Raw genomic sequence first — 19,600 nt, forward strand, 5'->3', positions numbered from 1 at the left:
TAAAAAACCAATAACGGGGGATTTTACAATGAATAATGCTTCAACTGCTTTGAAAGTAGCCGCAGGAATATTTTTAACGATTGCTTTGATTACGATTGTTGTTATTTTATTTATTTCTGCTCAAGAAGCTACCAAAACTGCACAAAATAACTTTGCGGATATCCAAACTGAATTATCTCAAGCTTCTTATACAGTATATGATGGTACAACTATTAGTGGTTCTCAAGTAACGAATGCTTTGCGTAAATTTAGCGGTAAAGAACAGTTCGGTGTTCAGGTAACAACGGGTAAAAACAAAGGATCTAACGGACAATGGTATGGCAATACGTTAAATACAAGCGGAGAATTAACTTCAGATTCGTATGGATCCGTAACTGCTAAAGCTAATGGGGATATGAATAATACAATGGCCGAATCAAGTGCCGAGTATGTTAATCCAAGTGGTAAATTCAAAGCAGCGATTATCAAAGATCGTTCTAATGTAGTTCGCGGTCTTGTTTTCACACAACAGTAAGGAATGATCTATGGATAATAGTACAAAAAGTATGCTATGGCTGGCTGTTCAATTATTTTTGTTTGGAACAGCTTGCCTAGCGGCGCTTTACTTGAGCGGTGGAATGCAGAAAGTCACTCAATTATCAGAACCCGTGATGCAGGGTCAAAAACAAAGTGTTCAGCAGTATATTGGCATTTCAGAACCGCTGACATATACAGGCGCACAGGTCAGGCAGTCGATAGCTCAGATTCAAGAGATCGGTGTCGATATGCAAATAGATCATTCTCTTTATCCTCATCATATACAACCTGAACCATCTGCATTACTGAAAATAGACGTACAGCGTACGTATCAGGTCACTTACCAGACGGATCAGCAAGGGAATATAGTGACTATTCAATTTAGCTAAGAAGGATCAAGGAGAACGCTATGAATTCGATGTCCAAAGTATTTGCCGCTTTTCTTGCGGTAGCTTTATTATATGTATTTCCGACGATGCAGGCGGCAGAGCGTCAAGACGATCTTTCTCAGATGATGGTTTATAATGCAGTTGTTCAATTTACCGATGCTGTACGTACCAAAGGATATGTGACTCCAACAATGTACAATGATTTTACCCGTGAAATGAATGCCACAGGGAATCAGTACACTATTCAATTAGAACATTTGCACAAAACGTATCATCCTGAATATACAGATCCTGCGAATCCGAATACATTTGAAAATAAATTTACTACTGTATATGAAGGGTATTATGAGAATGCGATACTCCCTGTATTGTATCCAGAAAATAGTATGGCTAAAGATGATCCAAGCAGACAATATCGTTTACAAAATGGTGATTATTTCACCGTAAAAGTAGAAAGTACTAATCGAACCATGGCAGCGATCTTACGTGGGATGCTGGGAATTGAAGGAAATCAGAATCGTTCTGCTGTACTTGCACGTTATGGAGGCATGGTGCTCAATGAAGATTACTGATTTTGCAATTTTATTCGTAATTATTTTCTTTCCATTATTTTGGCTAAGTGGACTACATACCGATGAACAGTCACAAGCATCCAGTCTACAAATTTCGTACACTACAGCACTTCGGACTGCTTCTCAAGACGCAGGTCAGGTTATGAGTACTAATGAACAGCAACAATATGAAGCAGGATATTCTTCTAAGAAGTTTTTTCGAGCAGACAAAGAACTAGCTTTACAGACATTTCTGAATACACTTTATTTGAACTTTGGTATTCGTGGTGATGAATCGGCTCAGCAAAATCTTTTACATTATATTCCTGCTATTGTTGTGATAGATTATGATGGGTATTATATTTATGCCACCGAAAATTACATAGGTGCAGATGGATCATCCAATGCTAGACATACATGGCATCCCAAAAAGCCGTATGTGTATTCAGATGCGCAAGGTAACAGTATACAATTTACATTAGATCATACTGTTCATGTGACAGAAGCAAATACCGGCAAAGTATTAGATGGACAAGCAGAGCAGTTAGCTAATGAGACAGATATCGCACTTTTAGATCAAATGGATACCTTTGAGCAAGTTAGACGTACAGCTATCGTGAGTTCGATACAAAAAGATTTGGCTTATTATATCAACAAACACAATGAATATGCGTCTCATTACGGGATTTCTTATACATTTACGTTGCCAACGATCTCGCAAGAGGAATGGAATAATAGTATCAATGATATCGGTATTTTATCTTTTTTACAGGGGATTCCTACAGGTAGCGGTTATTACAATAATTATGCGCTAGGTGGAGGACGATTAGTGAAAAAGACTTCTTGGTTAGGAACAGTCGATCCTGATTCAGGTATTAAATATGCGTATCCTAATGGCTGTAAGTTACCTGCGCCTGCTCAAGATTTATTCACCGATGCCAAAGAAGCAGCGAAATCAGGATACTTTCTACGTGATTGCCGTAATCCTTTAATACATTAATCATTTACTAATTGGAGAGTATTATCTTTTTGACAATAAATAAGAATCGCTCAAGCGAATGGCTACCTATTTACAAGCTTTATTAATCGTTTTTATTCATTTGTTCGTAATAAATTCACTTACAACGGTGTTCAAATTTATTCAAAAAGTAGTAAATATATTTGCTTGATCAGAAAATGAATGTAAAAAAATGAAAATTTTCAGTTCTAGACAGCTTCTGCTTATGTTACAATACACTCTGTAGCAATTTTGTAACGGTGCATATTTAAAAAAGAGATATTTAATATAGACAGGAGCATTATTTAACATGAGTTTGTTATCAGTAGAAAATGTAACGCATAATTTTGGAGACCGGACATTATTTCGGGATGTATCTTTTCGTCTGCTTGCTGGAGAGCATGTAGGCTTAGTCGGTGCGAATGGCGCTGGCAAATCAACACTAATGAATATTATGACAGGTAAACTGTTAAAAGATAGCGGTAAAGTCGAATGGGCTCCGCGTGTACGTTATGGTTATTTGGATCAGCATACGAAGTTAACTGAAGGAAAAACAGTACGTGATGTACTTAAAGATGCTTTCCTTCCTTTACTGGAATTAGAACAACAACTAAACGAAGTCACTAACCAGATGGCAGATGCTTCACCTGAACAATTGGAAGTATTGTTGGAACAAATGGGTGATATCCAAGAACAACTGGAAATTGGAGATTTCTATTTACTAGATACCAAAGTTGAAGATATGGCTTATGGTCTGGGTCTGAATGTGATCGGACTTGATAAAGATGTAACAGCATTAAGTGGTGGACAACGTACCAAAGTATTACTTGCCAAATTACTACTTGAAAAGCCTAATGTATTGTTATTAGATGAGCCTACCAACTATCTGGATGTAGAACACATTCAATGGTTAACACGTTATCTACAAGACTATCCACATGCTTTTGTATTGATTTCGCATGATACGGATTTCATGAATCAAGTTGTTAATGTTATTTATCATTTGGAATTTGCCAAATTAAATCGGTATACAGCTGATTATGCTAAGTTTTTGGAAATGGCAGATATTCAAAAGCATCAACATATTGAAGCGTTTGAAAAACAGCAAGATTTTATCAAAAAACAAGAAGAATTTATTCAAAAAAATAAAGCACGTGCATCGACATCAGGACGTGCGAAAAGTCGTGAAAAGCAATTAAATCGGATCGAGCGAATCGACAAACCGGAAGAATTTGCAAAGCCGACATTTAATTTCAAAGAAGCACGTGCAAGTAGTAAAACGGTATTTGAAGGTAAAGATTTCGAGATCGGTTATACTCACGCTTTATTGCCTAAAATGACTATGAATATTGAACGTGGTGAGAAAATTGCTATCGTAGGTTGTAATGGTGTAGGTAAATCAACTTTGCTCAAAACAATTCTAGGTAAACTTCAACCGGTTAGTGGTAAAACGTATCTTGGCGATTATTTACATTCGGCTTATTTTGAGCAAGAAGTACGCCCGGATCAATTGACACCGATTGATGAAGTATGGAATGAATTTTCGCATTTGAGTCAAAATGAAGTTCGAGGTCACCTAGCACGTTGTGGATTGAAAAATGAGCATATTACACGTCCTATGCGTATGTTAAGTGGTGGAGAGCAAGCGAAAGTACGCTTATGCAAACTTTTATTACGTGAAAGCAACTGGGTACTGTTCGATGAGCCTACCAATCACTTGGATGTTCATGCTAAAAACGAACTGAAACGTGCTTTAAAAGCATACAAAGGTACGATCTTGCTTGTTTCTCATGAACCTGAATTTTATGAAGATTGGGTCACTAAAATTTGGGATGTTGAGCAATGGTCTGAAGCTAAAGCAAAATAATAGATGTATAAATAAAGCTAACAATATCATTTATGTATAATAATTTTAGATGTATATTTACTTTTGATTTACATTATTTGTATATTATATTTCTATAATAATTTGCTTTATCGAAATCTGTTTGCTAAGATGAATAACAAATCGAATAGCTTGAATGCACTAGGGGGGCCGCTTGAGGCTGAGATGAAAGTAGATATTGCTTTCGGACCCTTTGTACCTGATCTGGATCATACCAGCGTAGGGAAGTGGTAGCAGAGTTACGGAAATGTTAGATCATATTGCATGTACGATTAAGTCATTGACTGTATGGAGTAGAAATTATTTTATACAGAATTAGCTTATGACGATTGTCGATATGTTGTCCGTTATTCTAATAATAATCTTGTTTGATCTCAGACAAGAATCATTATTTTCTAAGTTTATACTAGCCACTTCTTTATTCATAAGAAGTGGCTTTTTTGCGTTCACTTATACATATTTTGAAGGAAGGAGAGCATATATCTTATGGAGCTTCATGCCATCAGTACAGGTCAACAATCGATCGATCAGCTTGTAAAGATAGCTTCCCAGATCTATTCATGGACGACCGCTATTCATATTCGTGAAAAAAAGTGGTCTGATTCTCAGGTCATTGATGCTGTCCAGCAGTTGATTCATACAGGAGTGCCACCATCCAAAATCAGGATCAATAGCCGACCTCAATTAGCAGTGGATCTGAATATAGGTGGTGTGCATTTGAGTGAATATATGTCTTATATAACTACAGATGATCCTCTTTCAAGATGGAAAGTCGGGCGATCTGTTCATAGCATAGAGCAAGCATTACAAGCTCAAGATGAAGGGGTCGATTATCTTTTTTATGGACATATTTATGCGACTACTTCTAAGCCAGATCTGAGTCCACGAGGATTGGATCAATTAGAAAAGCTTTGTCATGCTGTATCTATACCTGTGATTGCTATAGGTGGTATTCAACCCGAACATTGCCAAGACATTCATCAAGCAGGTGCTACAGGAATAGCTGTCATGTCGGGTATTTTTGAAGCGGAACATCCACAGCATGTCTGTCGGTTATATAACGAAAGTATTCAACAAGTTACTTTTACCGATCTACAATCACAATCATTAGGAAAGAAGTGAATCGGCGGATGGTTCATCTATCGAATGGTAAGACTAATCATTATGACGTGATCGTTGTAGGCGCTGGCGTTATCGGGGCTGCGCTTGCTTATGAACTGGCACAGCAAGGAGTCAAAGTCGCTTTGTTGGAAAAAAATCAACCCGCTTCTGGTGCGTCAGGGGCAGCAGGTGGAATGTTAGCGGCTCATTCAGAACATTTCGCTCATCAAGAGTTGTATCAATTGGCATTATACAGTCAATCGCTCTATAGCAAGCTGGCTACTGATCTATTGGAGCAGACAGGGATTGATATTGGACTGCGAACAGAAGGATTTTTGCTACCCATGACTGCTGTTCCTACACATACTGATTCCCAAGTAGATCGCAAAGAGTGGTGGAGTCCTTCACATTTAGCACAAGTGGAGCCATATATTCATGCTCCTTCTGGCATGATCTACAATCCAGATGAACCGCAATTAATTCCAGCTTTGCTCAATCAAGCCCTTGTTCAAGCAGCGATTCAATATCATGTCGATTTTTATCCAGAGACTGAAGTATATCGCTTACTACATTCGCAAAAGAAAGATCATATTACAGGTATAATCACTAATCAGGGAGAGATCCATGCTGAACAAGTAGTTTTAACAACAGGCTTATGTACACAACAATTGTTAGCAACAGAGCAGTATCATTTGCCTTTTGTGCCGGTTAAAGGAGAATTAATCGAAGTTAGTACGCCTTCTCAGTATCTTGGACATACGATCTATGGAGAAGGTATTTATATGATTCCCAAAAGCGATTATCGAATCTGGATCGGAGCTACGAGTAAACCAGAACGTACAGATACAACAGTAGATATTTCTGCAATTGCTCAGTTGTTGTCTGGAGCGGAGCAATTTCTACCTGCGGTGGGATCAGCTACGTTTGAACGTTGTTGGTCAGGCATACGACCTGGAACACCGGATGAATTACCTTACTTGGGGCAAATTCAACCGCTCGCTGGATTATGGACAGCATCCGGTCATTATCGCAATGGAATGTTATTAGCTGCTGGCACAGCAAAATGGATAGCAGAGGCACTCATAAATAATCATACAGTTCATATTCCCGATTGTTTTTCACCAGAACGAGCTTTACGAAAGTCGAAATCTCTATCAACTAAATCTTTATCCACAATCGAAGGAGTGTCTACATGGAATTAATAATTAATGGCAATCGGAAATATGTAGAACCTGAATACAATACCGTATCCAAACTACTAGAATCATTATCTCTCGGTCAAAAAACAGTCATTGTAGAGCATAATCAACAAATTTTGCAAAAAGAAGAACATCCGCATATTACACTGGCAGACAAAGATATATTAGAGATTGTACATTTTGTAGGAGGTGGCTGATTTGTTAACGATAGGTACACATACATTTACATCACGGCTATTATTAGGAACAGGGAAATTTACAGATTTACAGATTCAGAATCAAGCTGTTGAAGCTTCAGGTACAGAAGTGCTAACTTTTGCTGTCAGACGATTGAATTTAGATCAAGTGAATGAACCGAACTTTCTGGAAATGTTAGATCTCAAAAAATATAAATTACTCCCAAATACCGCTGGCGCCAAAACAGCAGAAGAAGCGATCCGTATCGCTCGCTTAGCAAAAGCTTCTGGATTATGTGATATGATAAAAGTAGAAGTTATCGGAGATGATACGTTGCTTTTACCTGACCCTTTGGAGACGGTCAAAGCTTGTGAAGTCTTGCTAGCAGAAGGATTTATTGTTCTGCCGTATATCTCTGATGATTACATGTTAGCCAAACGTCTACAGCAACTTGGTGTACATGCGATTATGCCGGGTGCTTCACCGATCGGTTCGGGTAAAGGAATACTCAATCCATCTGCTTTACAATGGATTATCGATCAAGCGACTGTACCTGTGATTGTAGATGCAGGTATACGTTCTCCTAAAGATGCTGCTTATGCAATGGAATTAGGTGCGGATGCAGTACTGCTAAATAGTGCAGTCTCAGGTGCAACCAATCCTGTCCAAATGGCAACAGCAATGAAGCTGGGGGTAGAAGCAGGTCGATTAGGAAGGGAAGCAGGCATGATTCCTGTACGTGAGTATGCTGTGGCAAGTAGCCCAGCAGAAGGGATGATTACCACTTGAACGTGAATACTACCAACATAGAGCAACAACCTGAACAACAAAATCGGTACTCCAGACAAGAACGATTTGCTCCATTAGGGCAAAAAGGTCAGCAACATTTAGCAGAAGCTACTGTACTTATTGTAGGCGCTGGAGCTTTAGGGTCGAGTTCAGCAGAAACGTTAGTGCGAGCAGGCGTAGGTAAAGTCATTATTGCAGACCGTGATTATGTGGAATGGAGCAATTTGCAACGGCAACAACTTTTTACAGAGCAAGATGCTCAAGAGCGTATGCCCAAAGCGATCGCTGCTCAACGTCGTTTACAACAGATCAATTCTGAAGTAGATATACAGGCACATATTGCAGATGTTACTGCTGATGAAATGAAAGATCTAGCTAAAGGTGTAGATCTTATTATGGATGCAACCGATAACTTTGAGACAAGACTTATGATTAATGATATATCACAAAAATATAATATTCCGTGGATATATGGTGGTTGTGTAGGTAGCTATGGTATTACATTTACGATTATTCCGGGAGTTACTCCTTGTCTGCAATGCTTAATGGAATCTGCACCACTTGGCGGAGATACATGTGATACTTCAGGTATTATTCCTCCAGCTGTGCAGATGGTTGTAGCTCATCAATGTACAGAAGCAATTAAGTTACTTAGTGGTAATGTAGATCAACTGCGAGGTACATTGTTATCGTTTGACCTATGGAACAATGAACAAGTCTCGATCAAAATGAGCAGCGCACGCAAACCTCATTGTCCTTCGTGTGGCAGTGAACCCACGTATCCTTATTTGACAAAAGCCGGTCAAAGTAAAACCGAAGTATTATGCGGTAGAGACACGGTACAGATTCGTCCTGCACAAAAAGTAACCGTAGACTTGCAAGAAACTGCTCAGCGCTTAGCCAAATTGGAAGAACATCAAGTCAGTGTTACTCCTTTTTTGGTATCTATGACGATGCAAAGTGGACAACGTCTTGTTATTTTCCGTGATGGACGTGTAATGGTGCACGGTACTAAAGATATTGCAGAAGCGCGGACTTTATATCACAGATATTTTGGTTAAAAAGGAGAGGATCATATTGACTGATATTCACAATGAATCAACTTGGCCTGTCTGGGCAACAGAAGCTATTGAAATTGCTCAACCTGATCCACAATGGGTAGAACAGGGGCAGATGTACAAAAACGAATTAACGATATTATTAACTCCGTTTGCGATAAATGATATTCAACATTTTGGTAGTACAGCGATACCACATCTACCAGCCAAACCTATTATTGATATGATGGCAATTACAGATTCTTTTGATTCATTACCAGCGATCATTTCTGTATTGGAAAAAGAAAACTGGAATTATGTACCGCCTGAATTGGATGGTAAAGAACATCGTAGATTTTTTGTGAAAGTAATCAATGATAAGCGTGTTGCTCATTTGCATATCGTATTGCAACAAGGAGAACAATGGAAAAATCAACTGTTGTTTCGTGATCGCTTAATCGCACATCCAGAATGGGCAGAGCAATATGCTCAATTAAAGCAAAAGCTGGCTGTAGATAACAAAGATGATCGAGAAGCCTATACGCAAGCCAAAACAGATTTCGTACAAAAAGTACTAGGTCATCATTAAGAACGGTCTCATTAACTTAATCTTATTATGCGTACAAGAAAGCTTATCATGACTAAACAGATTCTATAGCGATCAATAACTTTACAGAGGTATACAAAAATCCATGTACAAAGAGAATATTCTCTTCATACATGGATTTTTGTATGTAATACTATGAACTGATCATAAGTACGATTACAACCTATATGATTAAAATAGAGCGATTAATCTCTACTTTGAATAATAAGTAGTAAACCACCTTCAATACTCACTGTACCTTCTTCATTAATCAAATGATTACTAATACCACGGGATTGACCCATACGTAAAGTAGCATGTTCTAACGGATATTGAAATCCGGTGAGATTAATACCGGTCACCTCAGAAGTAATAGGCAACAATGAAATATAAGGAAAACCACGATTTTCGATAACCGCTTGAGTACTGGTAAGTGAAATATAATTATTCATATCCATAATGCTACAATTCACTTGATGCTGAACAGCACGGACTAGCAGTTGTACATTGGCTAACGTATGATCGAATCGTGTACCAAGCGCTCCCAAAATTAAAATTTCCCGAATATGACGTTCCATCGCAATTTCAAAAGCAGCTTCAGTATCAGACCAATCTTTTTCCACCGAGTCATAGACAATCAACTGATCACTATTAGCTTTGATATTCTCTAGATCATGTTCACGATTGGTCAATGAGTCGAAATCCCCTACAGCGACATGAGGGTGAATACCGTGTTCAATTAAAAATAATGCTCCACGATCTGCACCGATAATCAAATCGTCTTCTTGAATCTGTTGTACAAAATCAGGATGTAATTGACCACCCGAGAAAATAATAGCACGCTTCATCGACATGAATCAGCCCTCGTTTCATCAAATAAAAGAAGATATATTGAAATTGTAGTTGCATAACTTTCTATCACACAGATACAATAGAAAAGACGAGCAATCAAACGAATTATAGATTTTTTGGATGTGAAAGCGTAAACATCAATATAACCCGTTTGAAAGTTCGATTTCTACTGTAAGTAATAAAGAGCTACAAATTTTAGATTTCTGGTAAAAAGTATTTTAATGCAGCAGGAAGTTCTTTTTGCCAGAAGCCCCACAAATGTTTACCATCTTTTTCGCTATATTGTACAGTGGCTCCGCGTTCTTGTAAAAGGTCACGAGTCTCACGGTTTAATTGTACAAAATCGTAAATACCTGTATCGCTCTCAAAATCAGTTTCTTGCAGACCTACAATCATATATACATTCAAATCTGTAAGATTTTGAGCTTGTGCGATAATATCCTGACTTTGCTTATAGTAAGCACCGGATAGACTAATCACCTGCTGGAACAGTTCAGGATATAACAGGGACAGATGGATCGAAACGCTGCCGCCAAGGGAGTCACCTGCCAAAATACGCTGATCTGGCGTACGTCGTACAGGATATTTTTGTTCAATATAAGGAATGATTTCTTCAGCAAAACAAGCGGTGTATTTTTCGAAGCGATCACCAAATGGAGCATATTCTTGTGTTCGAATCTTCGTATTTACTTCTACACCTACAATAATAAAAGGTTCTATATTTTCATCAAGGATTAATTGGTTGGCATACGTAGCAATGCGACCAAAGTTGAAAAACTCTTCACCATCCTGACAATACACGACAGGGTAACTTAATACTTCATTATAGCCTGGCGGCAAGTAAATCCGTAATGTACGACTTTCACCAAGATGGCTGCTTTCGATCTGTTCTTTCAGTATTGTCCGTTTAAGATAACGGGAATCTGTCACAGTGATCACCTTTTTCGGGAATATTTTTTGCATTGCGTATCACAATGCGTTAAGATTGTTTCGTGCGGTCGTGAAGTCTTTGAATACCAAGATCGTAAAACTGTTATACAAATATTAACCTGCTGTTATACATACAATAATACACATATCTACTAAATTTCAATGTATGTTTTGACGAATGGAGTAGAACAGGTGTATAATAATTCTATAACAGCGGGACATGATATTCAAATTTTTTATTGAGGTGAATAAAATGAGCAAGGTTCCTTATGAAGTTTATACGGAGGACGTGGAAGCTCTTTCCGTTCTTTCTCCTGAAGGCAAAATCGTCAACAAAGATTTATTACCTGATCTTAACGATGATCAATTGAAAGAAATTATGTATCGTATGGTCTTCACACGTAGTTGGGATGATCGTGCAGTTAACTTAGGTCGTCAAGGTCGTCTTGGTTTCTATGCACCAGTATCTGGTCAAGAAGCTACAATGGTTGGTAGCGAATTCGCTTTGCAAAAAGAAGATTTCGTATGCCCGGGTTACCGTGATATTCCTCAGTTGGTATGGCACGGATTACCACTTTATCAAGCATTCTTGTACTCTCGTGGACATCAACACGGTGGACAAATTCCTGATGGCGTTAACGTTTTGATGCCGCAAATCATCATTGGTGCACAAATCTTGCATGCAATGGGAATTGCTATGGCTTACAAATTGAAAAAACAAAAGCAAGTTGTTATTGCTTACACAGGTGATGGTGGTTCTTCTGAAGGTGACTTCTATGAAGGTCTTAACTATGCTGGTGTATACAAATTGCCTGTTATTTTCTTTGTACAAAATAATGGTTATGCTATTACAACTCCTTTTGCAAAACAAACAGCTGCATTGTCTATCGCTCACAAAGCGGTTGCAGCAGGTATCAAAGGCGTAAAAGTAGACGGTATGGACGTTCTTGCTGTTATCAAAGCGGTCCAAGATGCTGCTGAACGCGGACGTAATGGTGAAGGTGCTACATTGATCGAAGCGGTTACTTATCGTTTCCGTCCTCACTCCATGTCAGATGATACAAGTAAATATCGTACTAAAGACGAAGAAGGTATCTGGAGTGAAAAAGATCCAATCGCTCGTCTTGCTAAATACTTGGCTGAAAAAGGTCTCTGGACTGATGAAGATACAGAGCGCGTAAGAGAAGAAGCTAAAGCTAAAGTAAATGAAGAAATCAAAAAAGCAGAGAAAACAGAGAAAATGACTGTTTCTGGCTTGATTGATAGCATGTTTGAACAAACACCTCAACACTTGGAAGAGCAAAAAGCTGATTTCGAATAAGAGGTTTCTAACAATAGAGCGTTAATCTAGATCCTTGATGCGTGAACATGAACAGTGAAATGTTTAAGGAGGAAATGAAGCAAATGGCACAAATGAATATGAAAGAAGCGATCCGTGATGCGCTTCGCGTTGAATTGAAAAATGATCCTAATGTGATCCTTTTCGGAGAAGACGTAGGTCATGTTGGCGGCGTATTCCGCGCAACAGAAGGTTTGCAAGCAGAATTTGGTGAAGATCGTGTATTTGATACACCTCTTGCTGAGTCAGCTATCGGTGGTTTGGCAGTAGGTTTGGGTATCCAAGGATTCCGTCCTATCGCTGAGATCCAATTCGTAGGTTTTATTTTTGAAGCACTTGACCAAATGGTTGTTCAAGCAGCTCGTATGCGTTTCCGTTCTGGTGGCAAATACAATTCTCCAATCGTTTTCCGTACACCTTTCGGTGGCGGTGTAAAAGCGGCAGAATTGCATACTGACTCACTAGAAGGTTTACTTGCACAAACTCCTGGTATCAAAGTGGTTATTCCGTCTAACCCTTATGATGCTAAAGGACTTATGATTGCTTCTATCCGTGATAATGATCCTGTCTTCTTTATGGAACATTTGAACTTGTACCATGCATTCCGTGCAGAAGTACCAGAAGAAGCTTATACAGTAGAATTGGGTAAAGCAAACGTAGTACGTGAAGGTTCTGATGTAACAATCATCGCTTACGGCATGATGGTTCATACAGCAACTAAAGCGGCTGATCAATTGGCTGAAGAAGGAATCAAAGCAGAAATCATTGACCTTCGTACAGTAAGCCCGATTGATATTGATACAATCGTAGCTTCTATCCAAAAAACAAACCGTGCAATTGTTGTTCAAGAAGCACAAAAAAGTGCTGGCGTAGCAGCAGAAGTTATTGCACAAATCAATGAAAAAGCAATCTTGCACTTGGAAGCTCCAGTACTGCGTGTAGCAGGACCGGATACTGTTTATCCATTTGCACAAATTGAAGATTCTTGGTTGCCATCACCTAAACGCGTGATCGATGCTGTTAAAAAAGTAGTACAATTCTAAAATAGTTTTTATTGTCAAAAGGCGGGTACATGAGCATATTCATTCAGTTTGATGATCGTCCTTTGGATACTCGTTAAATCGAAGAATATAATTTTGCGGACGCCTTTTGGCTTTGAAATATGCACTAAATAGATTATGTAAAGAGATATTGCTGAATGATAGGAGTGGAATCAATTGTTCAGCAATCTAAATAGGGAGGTTTTGCAAGTGGCAAAATTTATTTATAAATTTCCAGAGCTTGGTGAAGGTTTGCATGAAGGCGAAATCATCAAAATGCATATCAAACCAGGTGATAAAGTAACAGACGATAGCATCATTATGGAAGTACAAAATGATAAAGCAGTAGTTGAAGTGCCTTGTCCGGTTGACGGAACAGTACTTGAAGTATTGACTAAAGATGGTCAAGTTTGTCATGTAGGCGAAACGGTAGCAATTATCGAAGCTGAAGGTGACATTCCAGATCAAGACGAAGAAGAAACAGCTCCAGAACAAAAGAGCGGTCAAGAACAAGAATCCGTTCAAGGCGGAGTAGACACAACTTCTTCTCCTGCTTCTGATAGCCCTGCTGATGCAAAAGAAGGCAAAGAAACAAATGCTTCTACACCAGCAGCACCTAACAAAGATGTTTTAGCTACTCCAAGCGTTCGTAAATTTGCTCGTGAGCAAGGTGTTGATCTAGCGCAAGTTAGTGGCACTGGCAACAACGGTAAAATTACACGTGAAGATGTAGAATCTTTCAAACAAGGTGGCGGACAAGTTTCTTCCCAAACTGCAGAAGTAGCAGCAGAAGAGAAAACATCTGCTCCAGTTGCACCAGCGGCAGCTCCTACAGCTATCGCAACAGGTGGAGACGAAGAGCGCGTACCATTCAAAGGTATTCGTAAAGCGATCTCTAACGCTATGGTTAAATCTGCATACACAGCTCCACACGTAACGATTATGGACGAAGTAGACGTTACAGAATTGGTTGCTTTCCGTACGCGTATGAAACCACTTGCTGAGAAAAAAGGCATCAAAGTAACTTACTTGCCATTCATCGTAAAAGCACTAGTTGCTGCTACACGTGAATTCCCAGCATTGAACGCTTCTATTGACGAAGCTTCTAATGAAATTGTATACAAAAAACATTATGATGTAGGTATTGCTACAGACACAGATAACGGTCTAATCGTTCCTGTTGTTAAAGATGCAGATCGTAAGAGTATCTTCATGATCGCAAGCACAATCAATGATTTGGCTGTACGTGGTCGCGAAGGTAAATTGTCTGCTAATGAAATGCGCGGAAGCACAATTTCAATCTCTAACATTGGTTCTGCTGGCGGTATGTTCTTTACTCCAATCATCAACTTCCCAGAAGTTGCTATCTTGGGAACTGGACGTATCAGCGAAAAAGCTGTTGTTAAAAATGGCGAAATCGTAGCAGCACCTGTAATGGCTCTATCTCTAAGCTTTGACCACCGTATTATCGATGGTGCAACAGCACAGAACTTTATGAACTTTATCAAATCACTTCTCGCTAATCCCGAGTTGCTGGTTATGGAGGTGTAATCAATGGTAGTAGGCGATGCTTCACTCGATATTGATACTTTAGTTATTGGTGCAGGACCTGGTGGATATGTAGCTGCTATTCGTGCAGCTCAATTGGGTCAAAAAGTTTTGATCGTAGATAAATCCGAACTAGGCGGCGTCTGTTTGAACCGTGGTTGTATTCCTTCTAAAGCGCTAATCTCCGCAGCTCATCAATTTGAAGCTGCACAACATGGCGAAGCTTTTGGTATTACAGCTGAAAATGTTAAAGTGGATTTCTCCAAAACTCAAGAATTCAAATCAGGCGTTGTTAAAAAAATGACTTCTGGTGTAGCTGGATTGTTGAAAGGTAACAAAGTGGAAGTATTCCAAGGCGAGTGCATGTTCATTAACCAAAATGAAGCACGTGTATTCAACGATCATGAATCTCCTCGTTACCGTTTCAAAAACTGTATTATTGCAACAGGTTCTCGTCCAATCGAACTTAAACCATTCCCATTCGGTGGACGCATTCTTTCTTCTACAGAAGCATTGAATTTACCTGAAATTCCGAAAAGCATGGTTGTTATCGGCGGTGGTTACATCGGCGCTGAGCTTAGCCAAATGTATGCTAAATTCGGTACTAAAATTACAATCATTGAAGGTCTGGATACAGTATTGCCAGGCTTCGATAAAGATATGACTAGCCTTGTTGCTAAAAACATGAAGAAATCCGGTATGGAAATCTTCACGAACGCGAAAGCGGAAAGCGCAGAGCAAACAGATAAAGACGTAACTGTTAAATTCAGCGTTGGTGGCGAATCTAAAGAAGTTACAGCAGATTACTTGCTAGTAACCGTTGGTCGTCGTCCTAACACTGATGGTGAGTTGGGTCTAGATCTTATTGAAATGGAATTGGACGAGCGTGGATTGATCAAAATTGATCACCAAGGACGTACAAATATTCCTCACATCTTTGCTATCGGTGATATCGTTGCTGGTCCTGCTCTAGCACACAAAGCTTCTTATGAAGCTAAAGTTGTTGCTGAAGTTATTGCTGGTGAATCATCTGTAATCGACTATAAATGTGTTCCGGCTGTTGTATTTACAGATCCAGAATGCTCTAGCGTTGGTTACACTGAGACTGAAGCAAAAGAAAAAGGATACAAAGTATCTGCTGGTAAATTCCCATATGCAGGTAACGGTCGCGCAACTTCTTTGAACAACACAGAAGGTTTCGTGAAAATCGTAGCAGACGAAGAAACAGGTCTTGTTCTTGGTTCTCAAATCGTAGGTTTGGAAGCTTCTAACATGATCGCTGAAATGGGTCTTGCAATCGAAATGGGCGCAACTCTTGAAGATTTGGCATTGACTATCCATGCGCATCCAACATTGGGTGAAATCGTGATGGAAGCTGCTGAATTGGTTATGGGTCATCCTATCCATGTTATCGCTCCACGCAAAAAATAATAAATAAACATCAGTGTTATGTATAATCATTAAGTTTATCTATATGATTGTGCTAACATGAGTGGTTACTCCAAGCCGTCAGAATATACTTCTGGCGGCTTTTTGCTGTTCATAAATATCCTGTATTGTTGTTGATAAATCCGTGTCTATCAAAGATAGATTATAAAAATAATTGACAATAGTTATATCCATCAGTATATAATGATTTAATAGTAATTATTACGATTAAAGTGTGATGGAGGAAATTTTAATGATAAACAATCAACAGTCCAGAATTCCAGTAACTGTATTAAGCGGTTATTTAGGTTCAGGTAAAACAACCGTTCTCAATCATATCCTCAATAATCGAGAAGGTTTAAAAGTAGCTGTAATCGTGAATGATATGAGTGAAGTGAATATCGATGCTAACCTGATCAAATCAGGCAGTACATTATCACGAACCGAAGAAAAATTGGTTGAAATTTCGAATGGATGTATCTGTTGTACACTACGAGATGATCTATTATTAGAAGTGAAGCAGTTAGCAGAAGAAGGAAGATTTGATTATATACTTATTGAATCGTCAGGAATTAGTGAACCTATTCCTGTAGCTCAAACATTTAGCTATGCAGATGACTCGCTAGCTTTTGATTTAACGACACTTACACGTTTGGATTGTTTAGTTACAGTAGTCGATAGTAATCGCTTCTGGCATGATTATGAGTCGGGTGAAACATTATTAGAACGAGGAGAAGCTGTAGGTGAAGACGATACACGCGATGTGGTAGATCTATTGATCGATCAGATAGAGACTTGTGATGTTTTGATTTTGAATAAATGTGATCTGGTTACCGAATCTGAGTTAAATAAATTAGAAGCAGTTATTCATAAGCTTCAACCAAGTGCACGCATTATTCGTACAACAAAAGGAGAGGTTGATCCTAAAGAGATTCTAAACACTCAATTATTTGATATGGAAAAAGCAGCCACTTCAGCAGGGTGGATGCAGGAATTGCAAAAAGATCATCATACTCCTGAAAGTGAAGAATATGGTATTCAATCATTTGTTTATCGCCGTAGACGTCCGTTTGAACCGCAACGATTATACGATTTTATGGAAGAATGGCCTGAACAGATTGTACGGGCAAAAGGTCTGGTCTGGCTAGCTACAGGTGAAGATGTTGCAGCTACATTAGGTCAAGCAGGCCCATCAGTGCAATTTGGACCCGCTGGCAACTGGGTAGCAGCATTACCTCAGCAAGAACGCCAGCAGATTCTGGAGGAAGAACCTGAACTATTGGAGCAATGGGATCAAGAGTGGGGAGATCGTATGACAGAAGTTGTTTTTATCGGTATAGGGTTAAATCAAAAACAGATAGAATCTAATTTGGATCAATGTCTACTTACTGATTATGAAATGCAACAGGATTGGTCAACATTTTATAATCCTTTACCATGGTTAAAACCGGAAGAGAATCATGTGAATGAAGCGATACAACATTTACTAGGGTAATCGTAGTAGAAATGTAACTCAAAGATTCAACGCATTTTCTTTTCAAAAATTAAGCGTACTCAATATAAATATTGAACAATCTATGATATAATAGAAAAGGCTGTTGGACATCAAATCTGTGTGTTATTGAACAGATTGAGAAAAGATTTAACATATCATTTAGTGAATATAGTGTTTTTCTGAAAATTGAAGTTGAACATTTCTCACAATTAGGGTACATTAGTATAGTTGAATATTTTTGTCTATTAATTAGTGAAGTGAGGTGAATTCACATGCGCGTTATCGTAACTATGGCATGCACAGAGACTGGCGACCGTAATTATACTACAACCAAGAACAAAAGAAATCATCCAGAACGTCTTGAGTTGAAAAAATATTGCCCACGTCTAAAAAAATACACGATCCATCGTGAAACTCGTTAATATTTATTAACGTCTAAACGTTCGCCCATCTGTTTATGCAGATGGGTGTTTGTGTTTTTGAAGATGTTTTTTAATTGCAGTTTGCTTTAGGATTTTAGGATAAAGGTGAGATTATAGTTTATTTTTTGTTATTAGATTGTATTACATATAAACATAGATTGAATATTTAGCATCATTTCTTGGTATAAATGTCTATATGAATAATCATCTGATTTTGGTATCATAATAAGAAGCTAAGTAGATACGGATATGAGTATATTCTATATTGAACGTTTAGCGAAGTCTTATAATGAGGTGAATTATGAAAGCATATTTAGAGCTATTACAAGATATTTTGGATGAAGGCGTAGAAAAGTCAGATCGCACAGGAACAGGAACGACTTCTGTTTTCGGTAGACAAATGCGTATCGATTTACAAAAAGGATTCCCTTTATTAACAACGAAGAGGTTACATACTCGTTCGATTATACATGAATTGTTATGGTTTCTCAGTGGTAGTACTAATATCAAATATTTACAGGATAATGGCGTTACGATCTGGGATGAATGGGCAGATGCAGAAGGCAATCTAGGACGCGTATACGGAGCACAATGGAGAACATGGCGTGGACCGGGTGGCGAAGTGATTGACCAGATTACATCGGTGATCGAAAGTATCAAGCACAATCCGGACTCACGTCGTCATATCGTGAATGCTTGGAATGCGGCAGAAGTGGATTCAATGGCTTTACCTCCGTGTCATTATGCTTTCCAATTTTATGTAGCGAATGGCAAATTATCTTGTATGTTCCAGATGCGTTCGGTCGATACATTCCTTGGATTGCCGTTCAATTTGGCTTCGTATGCGCTTCTCACTCATATGGTGGCTCAGCAGTGTGATCTTGAAGTTGGAGATCTAGTATGGACAGGCGGAGATGTTCATATCTATGCTAATCATATGGAGCAAGCGAAATTACAGCTGACAAGAGAGCCTTATCCATTGCCACAGCTTCGTCTAGCTCGCAAGCCGGAGTCTATTTTTGATTATCATTTTGATGATTTTGTTTTTGAAAATTATGAATATCATCCGGGTATCAAAGCACCGATCTCGGTTTAAGCGTAGATCAGCTATAGAATGATGAGCTTTTGATATCTATAAGACGATATATCGTTTGAATAGAACTCTTATTATCTTTTCTGTAACGAGAAAAGATAGTAAGAGTTTTTTGTATATAAAGGGTGTATTTGTAAAAGGTTATCGTAAAATTCTAGGTAAGAGTACAAAGTGATCAAATAAGTGATCAAATAAGTGATCAAATTTATAAATAAGGAACCAAAGA

20 protein-coding genes and 1 riboswitch are annotated in these 19,600 nt (G+C 38.6%); of the genes, 18 read left to right on the plus strand and 2 right to left on the minus strand.

Annotated features, from left to right (window positions below; translation table 11 throughout):
• Nucleotides 1-28 precede the first annotated feature (28 nt).
• The 11 genes from RCP16_RS06130 (at nucleotide 29) to RCP16_RS06180 (ending at nucleotide 9,230) form a co-directional block, all read left to right on the plus strand.
• The gene (locus RCP16_RS06130; RefSeq protein WP_069325978.1) at nucleotides 29-514 is read left to right on the plus strand and encodes an ABC transporter permease; all 486 of its coding nucleotides are present in this window, start codon (nucleotides 29-31) and stop codon (nucleotides 512-514) included.
• A gap of 10 nt (nucleotides 515-524) precedes the next feature.
• Nucleotides 525-905, plus strand: a complete 381-nt coding sequence (locus RCP16_RS06135; RefSeq protein WP_273594197.1) for a hypothetical protein — start codon at nucleotides 525-527, stop codon at nucleotides 903-905.
• A 20-nt stretch (nucleotides 906-925) separates the two neighbouring features.
• Nucleotides 926-1,477: a hypothetical protein gene (locus RCP16_RS06140; RefSeq protein ID WP_069325976.1), complete on the plus strand. Its 552-nt coding sequence runs from the start codon at nucleotides 926-928 to the stop codon at nucleotides 1,475-1,477.
• Nucleotides 1,464-2,456: a hypothetical protein gene (locus RCP16_RS06145; RefSeq protein ID WP_308641895.1), complete on the plus strand. Its 993-nt coding sequence runs from the start codon at nucleotides 1,464-1,466 to the stop codon at nucleotides 2,454-2,456. Before RCP16_RS06140 ends, RCP16_RS06145 begins: the two co-directional genes overlap by 14 nt.
• Before the next feature lie 307 nt (nucleotides 2,457-2,763).
• Complete coding sequence (locus RCP16_RS06150; RefSeq protein ID WP_069325974.1) at nucleotides 2,764-4,320, plus strand: ABC-F family ATP-binding cassette domain-containing protein; 1,557 nt, start codon at nucleotides 2,764-2,766, stop codon at nucleotides 4,318-4,320.
• Nucleotides 4,321-4,471: 151 nt separating this feature from the next.
• Nucleotides 4,472-4,581, plus strand: a riboswitch (TPP riboswitch).
• A 243-nt stretch (nucleotides 4,582-4,824) separates the two neighbouring features.
• Nucleotides 4,825-5,460, plus strand: coding sequence for a thiamine phosphate synthase (locus RCP16_RS06155; protein ID WP_308641896.1), 636 nt, complete (start codon nucleotides 4,825-4,827; stop codon nucleotides 5,458-5,460).
• The gene (gene thiO, locus RCP16_RS06160; protein WP_308641897.1) at nucleotides 5,457-6,641 is read left to right on the plus strand and encodes a glycine oxidase ThiO; all 1,185 of its coding nucleotides are present in this window, start codon (nucleotides 5,457-5,459) and stop codon (nucleotides 6,639-6,641) included. Before RCP16_RS06155 ends, thiO begins: the two co-directional genes overlap by 4 nt.
• Nucleotides 6,632-6,835 carry a sulfur carrier protein ThiS gene (gene thiS, locus RCP16_RS06165; RefSeq protein WP_137221568.1) on the plus strand — a complete coding sequence of 68 codons (204 nt, stop codon included), beginning with the start codon at nucleotides 6,632-6,634 and terminating at the stop codon, nucleotides 6,833-6,835. Before thiO ends, thiS begins: the two co-directional genes overlap by 10 nt.
• Before the next feature lies 1 nt (nucleotide 6,836).
• Nucleotides 6,837-7,604 (plus strand): thiazole synthase, encoded by a 768-nt coding sequence (locus tag RCP16_RS06170; protein ID WP_069325970.1) that lies wholly within the window; start codon nucleotides 6,837-6,839, stop codon nucleotides 7,602-7,604.
• A 2-nt stretch (nucleotides 7,605-7,606) separates the two neighbouring features.
• Complete coding sequence (locus RCP16_RS06175; protein WP_069326042.1) at nucleotides 7,607-8,665, plus strand: MoeB/ThiF family adenylyltransferase; 1,059 nt, start codon at nucleotides 7,607-7,609, stop codon at nucleotides 8,663-8,665.
• A gap of 16 nt (nucleotides 8,666-8,681) precedes the next feature.
• Nucleotides 8,682-9,230: a GrpB family protein gene (locus RCP16_RS06180; protein WP_241669284.1), complete on the plus strand. Its 549-nt coding sequence runs from the start codon at nucleotides 8,682-8,684 to the stop codon at nucleotides 9,228-9,230.
• A gap of 203 nt (nucleotides 9,231-9,433) precedes the next feature.
• On the opposite strand, the gene RCP16_RS06185 is transcribed toward RCP16_RS06180, so the two are convergent.
• Together RCP16_RS06185 and RCP16_RS06190 are read right to left on the minus strand one after the other, a co-directional pair.
• Nucleotides 9,434-10,081, minus strand: coding sequence for a thiamine diphosphokinase (locus RCP16_RS06185; RefSeq protein ID WP_069325968.1), 648 nt, complete (start codon nucleotides 10,079-10,081; stop codon nucleotides 9,434-9,436).
• Between the two features lie 193 nt (nucleotides 10,082-10,274).
• A complete protein-coding gene (locus RCP16_RS06190) occupies nucleotides 10,275-11,009 on the minus strand; it encodes an alpha/beta hydrolase (RefSeq protein WP_137222006.1) in 735 nt (244 codons plus the stop codon).
• A 253-nt stretch (nucleotides 11,010-11,262) separates the two neighbouring features.
• Here RCP16_RS06190 and pdhA point away from each other — a divergent pair, with 253 nt between their 5' ends.
• The 7 genes from pdhA (at nucleotide 11,263) to thyA (ending at nucleotide 19,377) form a co-directional block, all read left to right on the plus strand.
• Entirely contained in the window at nucleotides 11,263-12,330 is a 1,068-nt protein-coding gene (gene pdhA / locus RCP16_RS06195) for a pyruvate dehydrogenase (acetyl-transferring) E1 component subunit alpha (RefSeq protein WP_069325966.1), read from the plus strand.
• An 83-nt stretch (nucleotides 12,331-12,413) separates the two neighbouring features.
• Entirely contained in the window at nucleotides 12,414-13,391 is a 978-nt protein-coding gene (locus RCP16_RS06200; RefSeq protein ID WP_069325965.1) for an alpha-ketoacid dehydrogenase subunit beta, read from the plus strand.
• Nucleotides 13,392-13,598: 207 nt separating this feature from the next.
• Entirely contained in the window at nucleotides 13,599-14,939 is a 1,341-nt protein-coding gene (locus RCP16_RS06205; RefSeq protein WP_069325964.1) for a dihydrolipoamide acetyltransferase family protein, read from the plus strand.
• 3 nt (nucleotides 14,940-14,942) lie between these two features.
• The gene (gene lpdA / locus RCP16_RS06210) at nucleotides 14,943-16,367 is read left to right on the plus strand and encodes a dihydrolipoyl dehydrogenase (RefSeq protein WP_069325963.1); all 1,425 of its coding nucleotides are present in this window, start codon (nucleotides 14,943-14,945) and stop codon (nucleotides 16,365-16,367) included.
• Between the two features lie 250 nt (nucleotides 16,368-16,617).
• Nucleotides 16,618-17,859 carry a GTP-binding protein gene (locus RCP16_RS06215; protein WP_308641898.1) on the plus strand — a complete coding sequence of 414 codons (1,242 nt, stop codon included), beginning with the start codon at nucleotides 16,618-16,620 and terminating at the stop codon, nucleotides 17,857-17,859.
• Nucleotides 17,860-18,131: 272 nt separating this feature from the next.
• Nucleotides 18,132-18,281, plus strand: coding sequence for a 50S ribosomal protein L33 (gene rpmG, locus RCP16_RS06220; RefSeq protein WP_083243303.1), 150 nt, complete (start codon nucleotides 18,132-18,134; stop codon nucleotides 18,279-18,281).
• A 301-nt stretch (nucleotides 18,282-18,582) separates the two neighbouring features.
• Nucleotides 18,583-19,377, plus strand: a complete 795-nt coding sequence (gene thyA / locus RCP16_RS06225; RefSeq protein ID WP_069325961.1) for a thymidylate synthase — start codon at nucleotides 18,583-18,585, stop codon at nucleotides 19,375-19,377.
• The last annotated feature ends 223 nt before the right edge of the window (nucleotides 19,378-19,600 follow it).

Source organism: Paenibacillus nuruki (assembly GCF_963311185.1).
Classification (GTDB): domain Bacteria; phylum Bacillota; class Bacilli; order Paenibacillales; family Paenibacillaceae; genus Saccharibacillus; species Saccharibacillus nuruki.

Bases quoted from the DNA above. Each gene is read 5' to 3' on its own strand.
- RCP16_RS06130 (WP_069325978.1), top strand. From the start codon at position 29: ATGAATAATGCTTCAACTGCTTTGAAAGTAGCCGCAGGAATATTTTTA.
- RCP16_RS06135 (WP_273594197.1), top strand. From the start codon at position 525: ATGGATAATAGTACAAAAAGTATGCTATGGCTGGCTGTTCAATTATTT.
- RCP16_RS06140 (WP_069325976.1), top strand. From the start codon at position 926: ATGAATTCGATGTCCAAAGTATTTGCCGCTTTTCTTGCGGTAGCTTTA.
- RCP16_RS06145 (WP_308641895.1), top strand. From the start codon at position 1,464: ATGAAGATTACTGATTTTGCAATTTTATTCGTAATTATTTTCTTTCCA.
- RCP16_RS06150 (WP_069325974.1), top strand. From the start codon at position 2,764: ATGAGTTTGTTATCAGTAGAAAATGTAACGCATAATTTTGGAGACCGG.
- RCP16_RS06155 (WP_308641896.1), top strand. From the start codon at position 4,825: ATGGAGCTTCATGCCATCAGTACAGGTCAACAATCGATCGATCAGCTT.
- thiS (WP_137221568.1), top strand. From the start codon at position 6,632: ATGGAATTAATAATTAATGGCAATCGGAAATATGTAGAACCTGAATAC.
- RCP16_RS06185 (WP_069325968.1), bottom strand. From the start codon at position 10,081: ATGTCGATGAAGCGTGCTATTATTTTCTCGGGTGGTCAATTACATCCT.
- pdhA (WP_069325966.1), top strand. From the start codon at position 11,263: ATGAGCAAGGTTCCTTATGAAGTTTATACGGAGGACGTGGAAGCTCTT.
- RCP16_RS06200 (WP_069325965.1), top strand. From the start codon at position 12,414: ATGGCACAAATGAATATGAAAGAAGCGATCCGTGATGCGCTTCGCGTT.
- lpdA (WP_069325963.1), top strand. From the start codon at position 14,943: ATGGTAGTAGGCGATGCTTCACTCGATATTGATACTTTAGTTATTGGT.
- RCP16_RS06215 (WP_308641898.1), top strand. From the start codon at position 16,618: ATGATAAACAATCAACAGTCCAGAATTCCAGTAACTGTATTAAGCGGT.
- rpmG (WP_083243303.1), top strand. From the start codon at position 18,132: ATGCGCGTTATCGTAACTATGGCATGCACAGAGACTGGCGACCGTAAT.
- thyA (WP_069325961.1), top strand. From the start codon at position 18,583: ATGAAAGCATATTTAGAGCTATTACAAGATATTTTGGATGAAGGCGTA.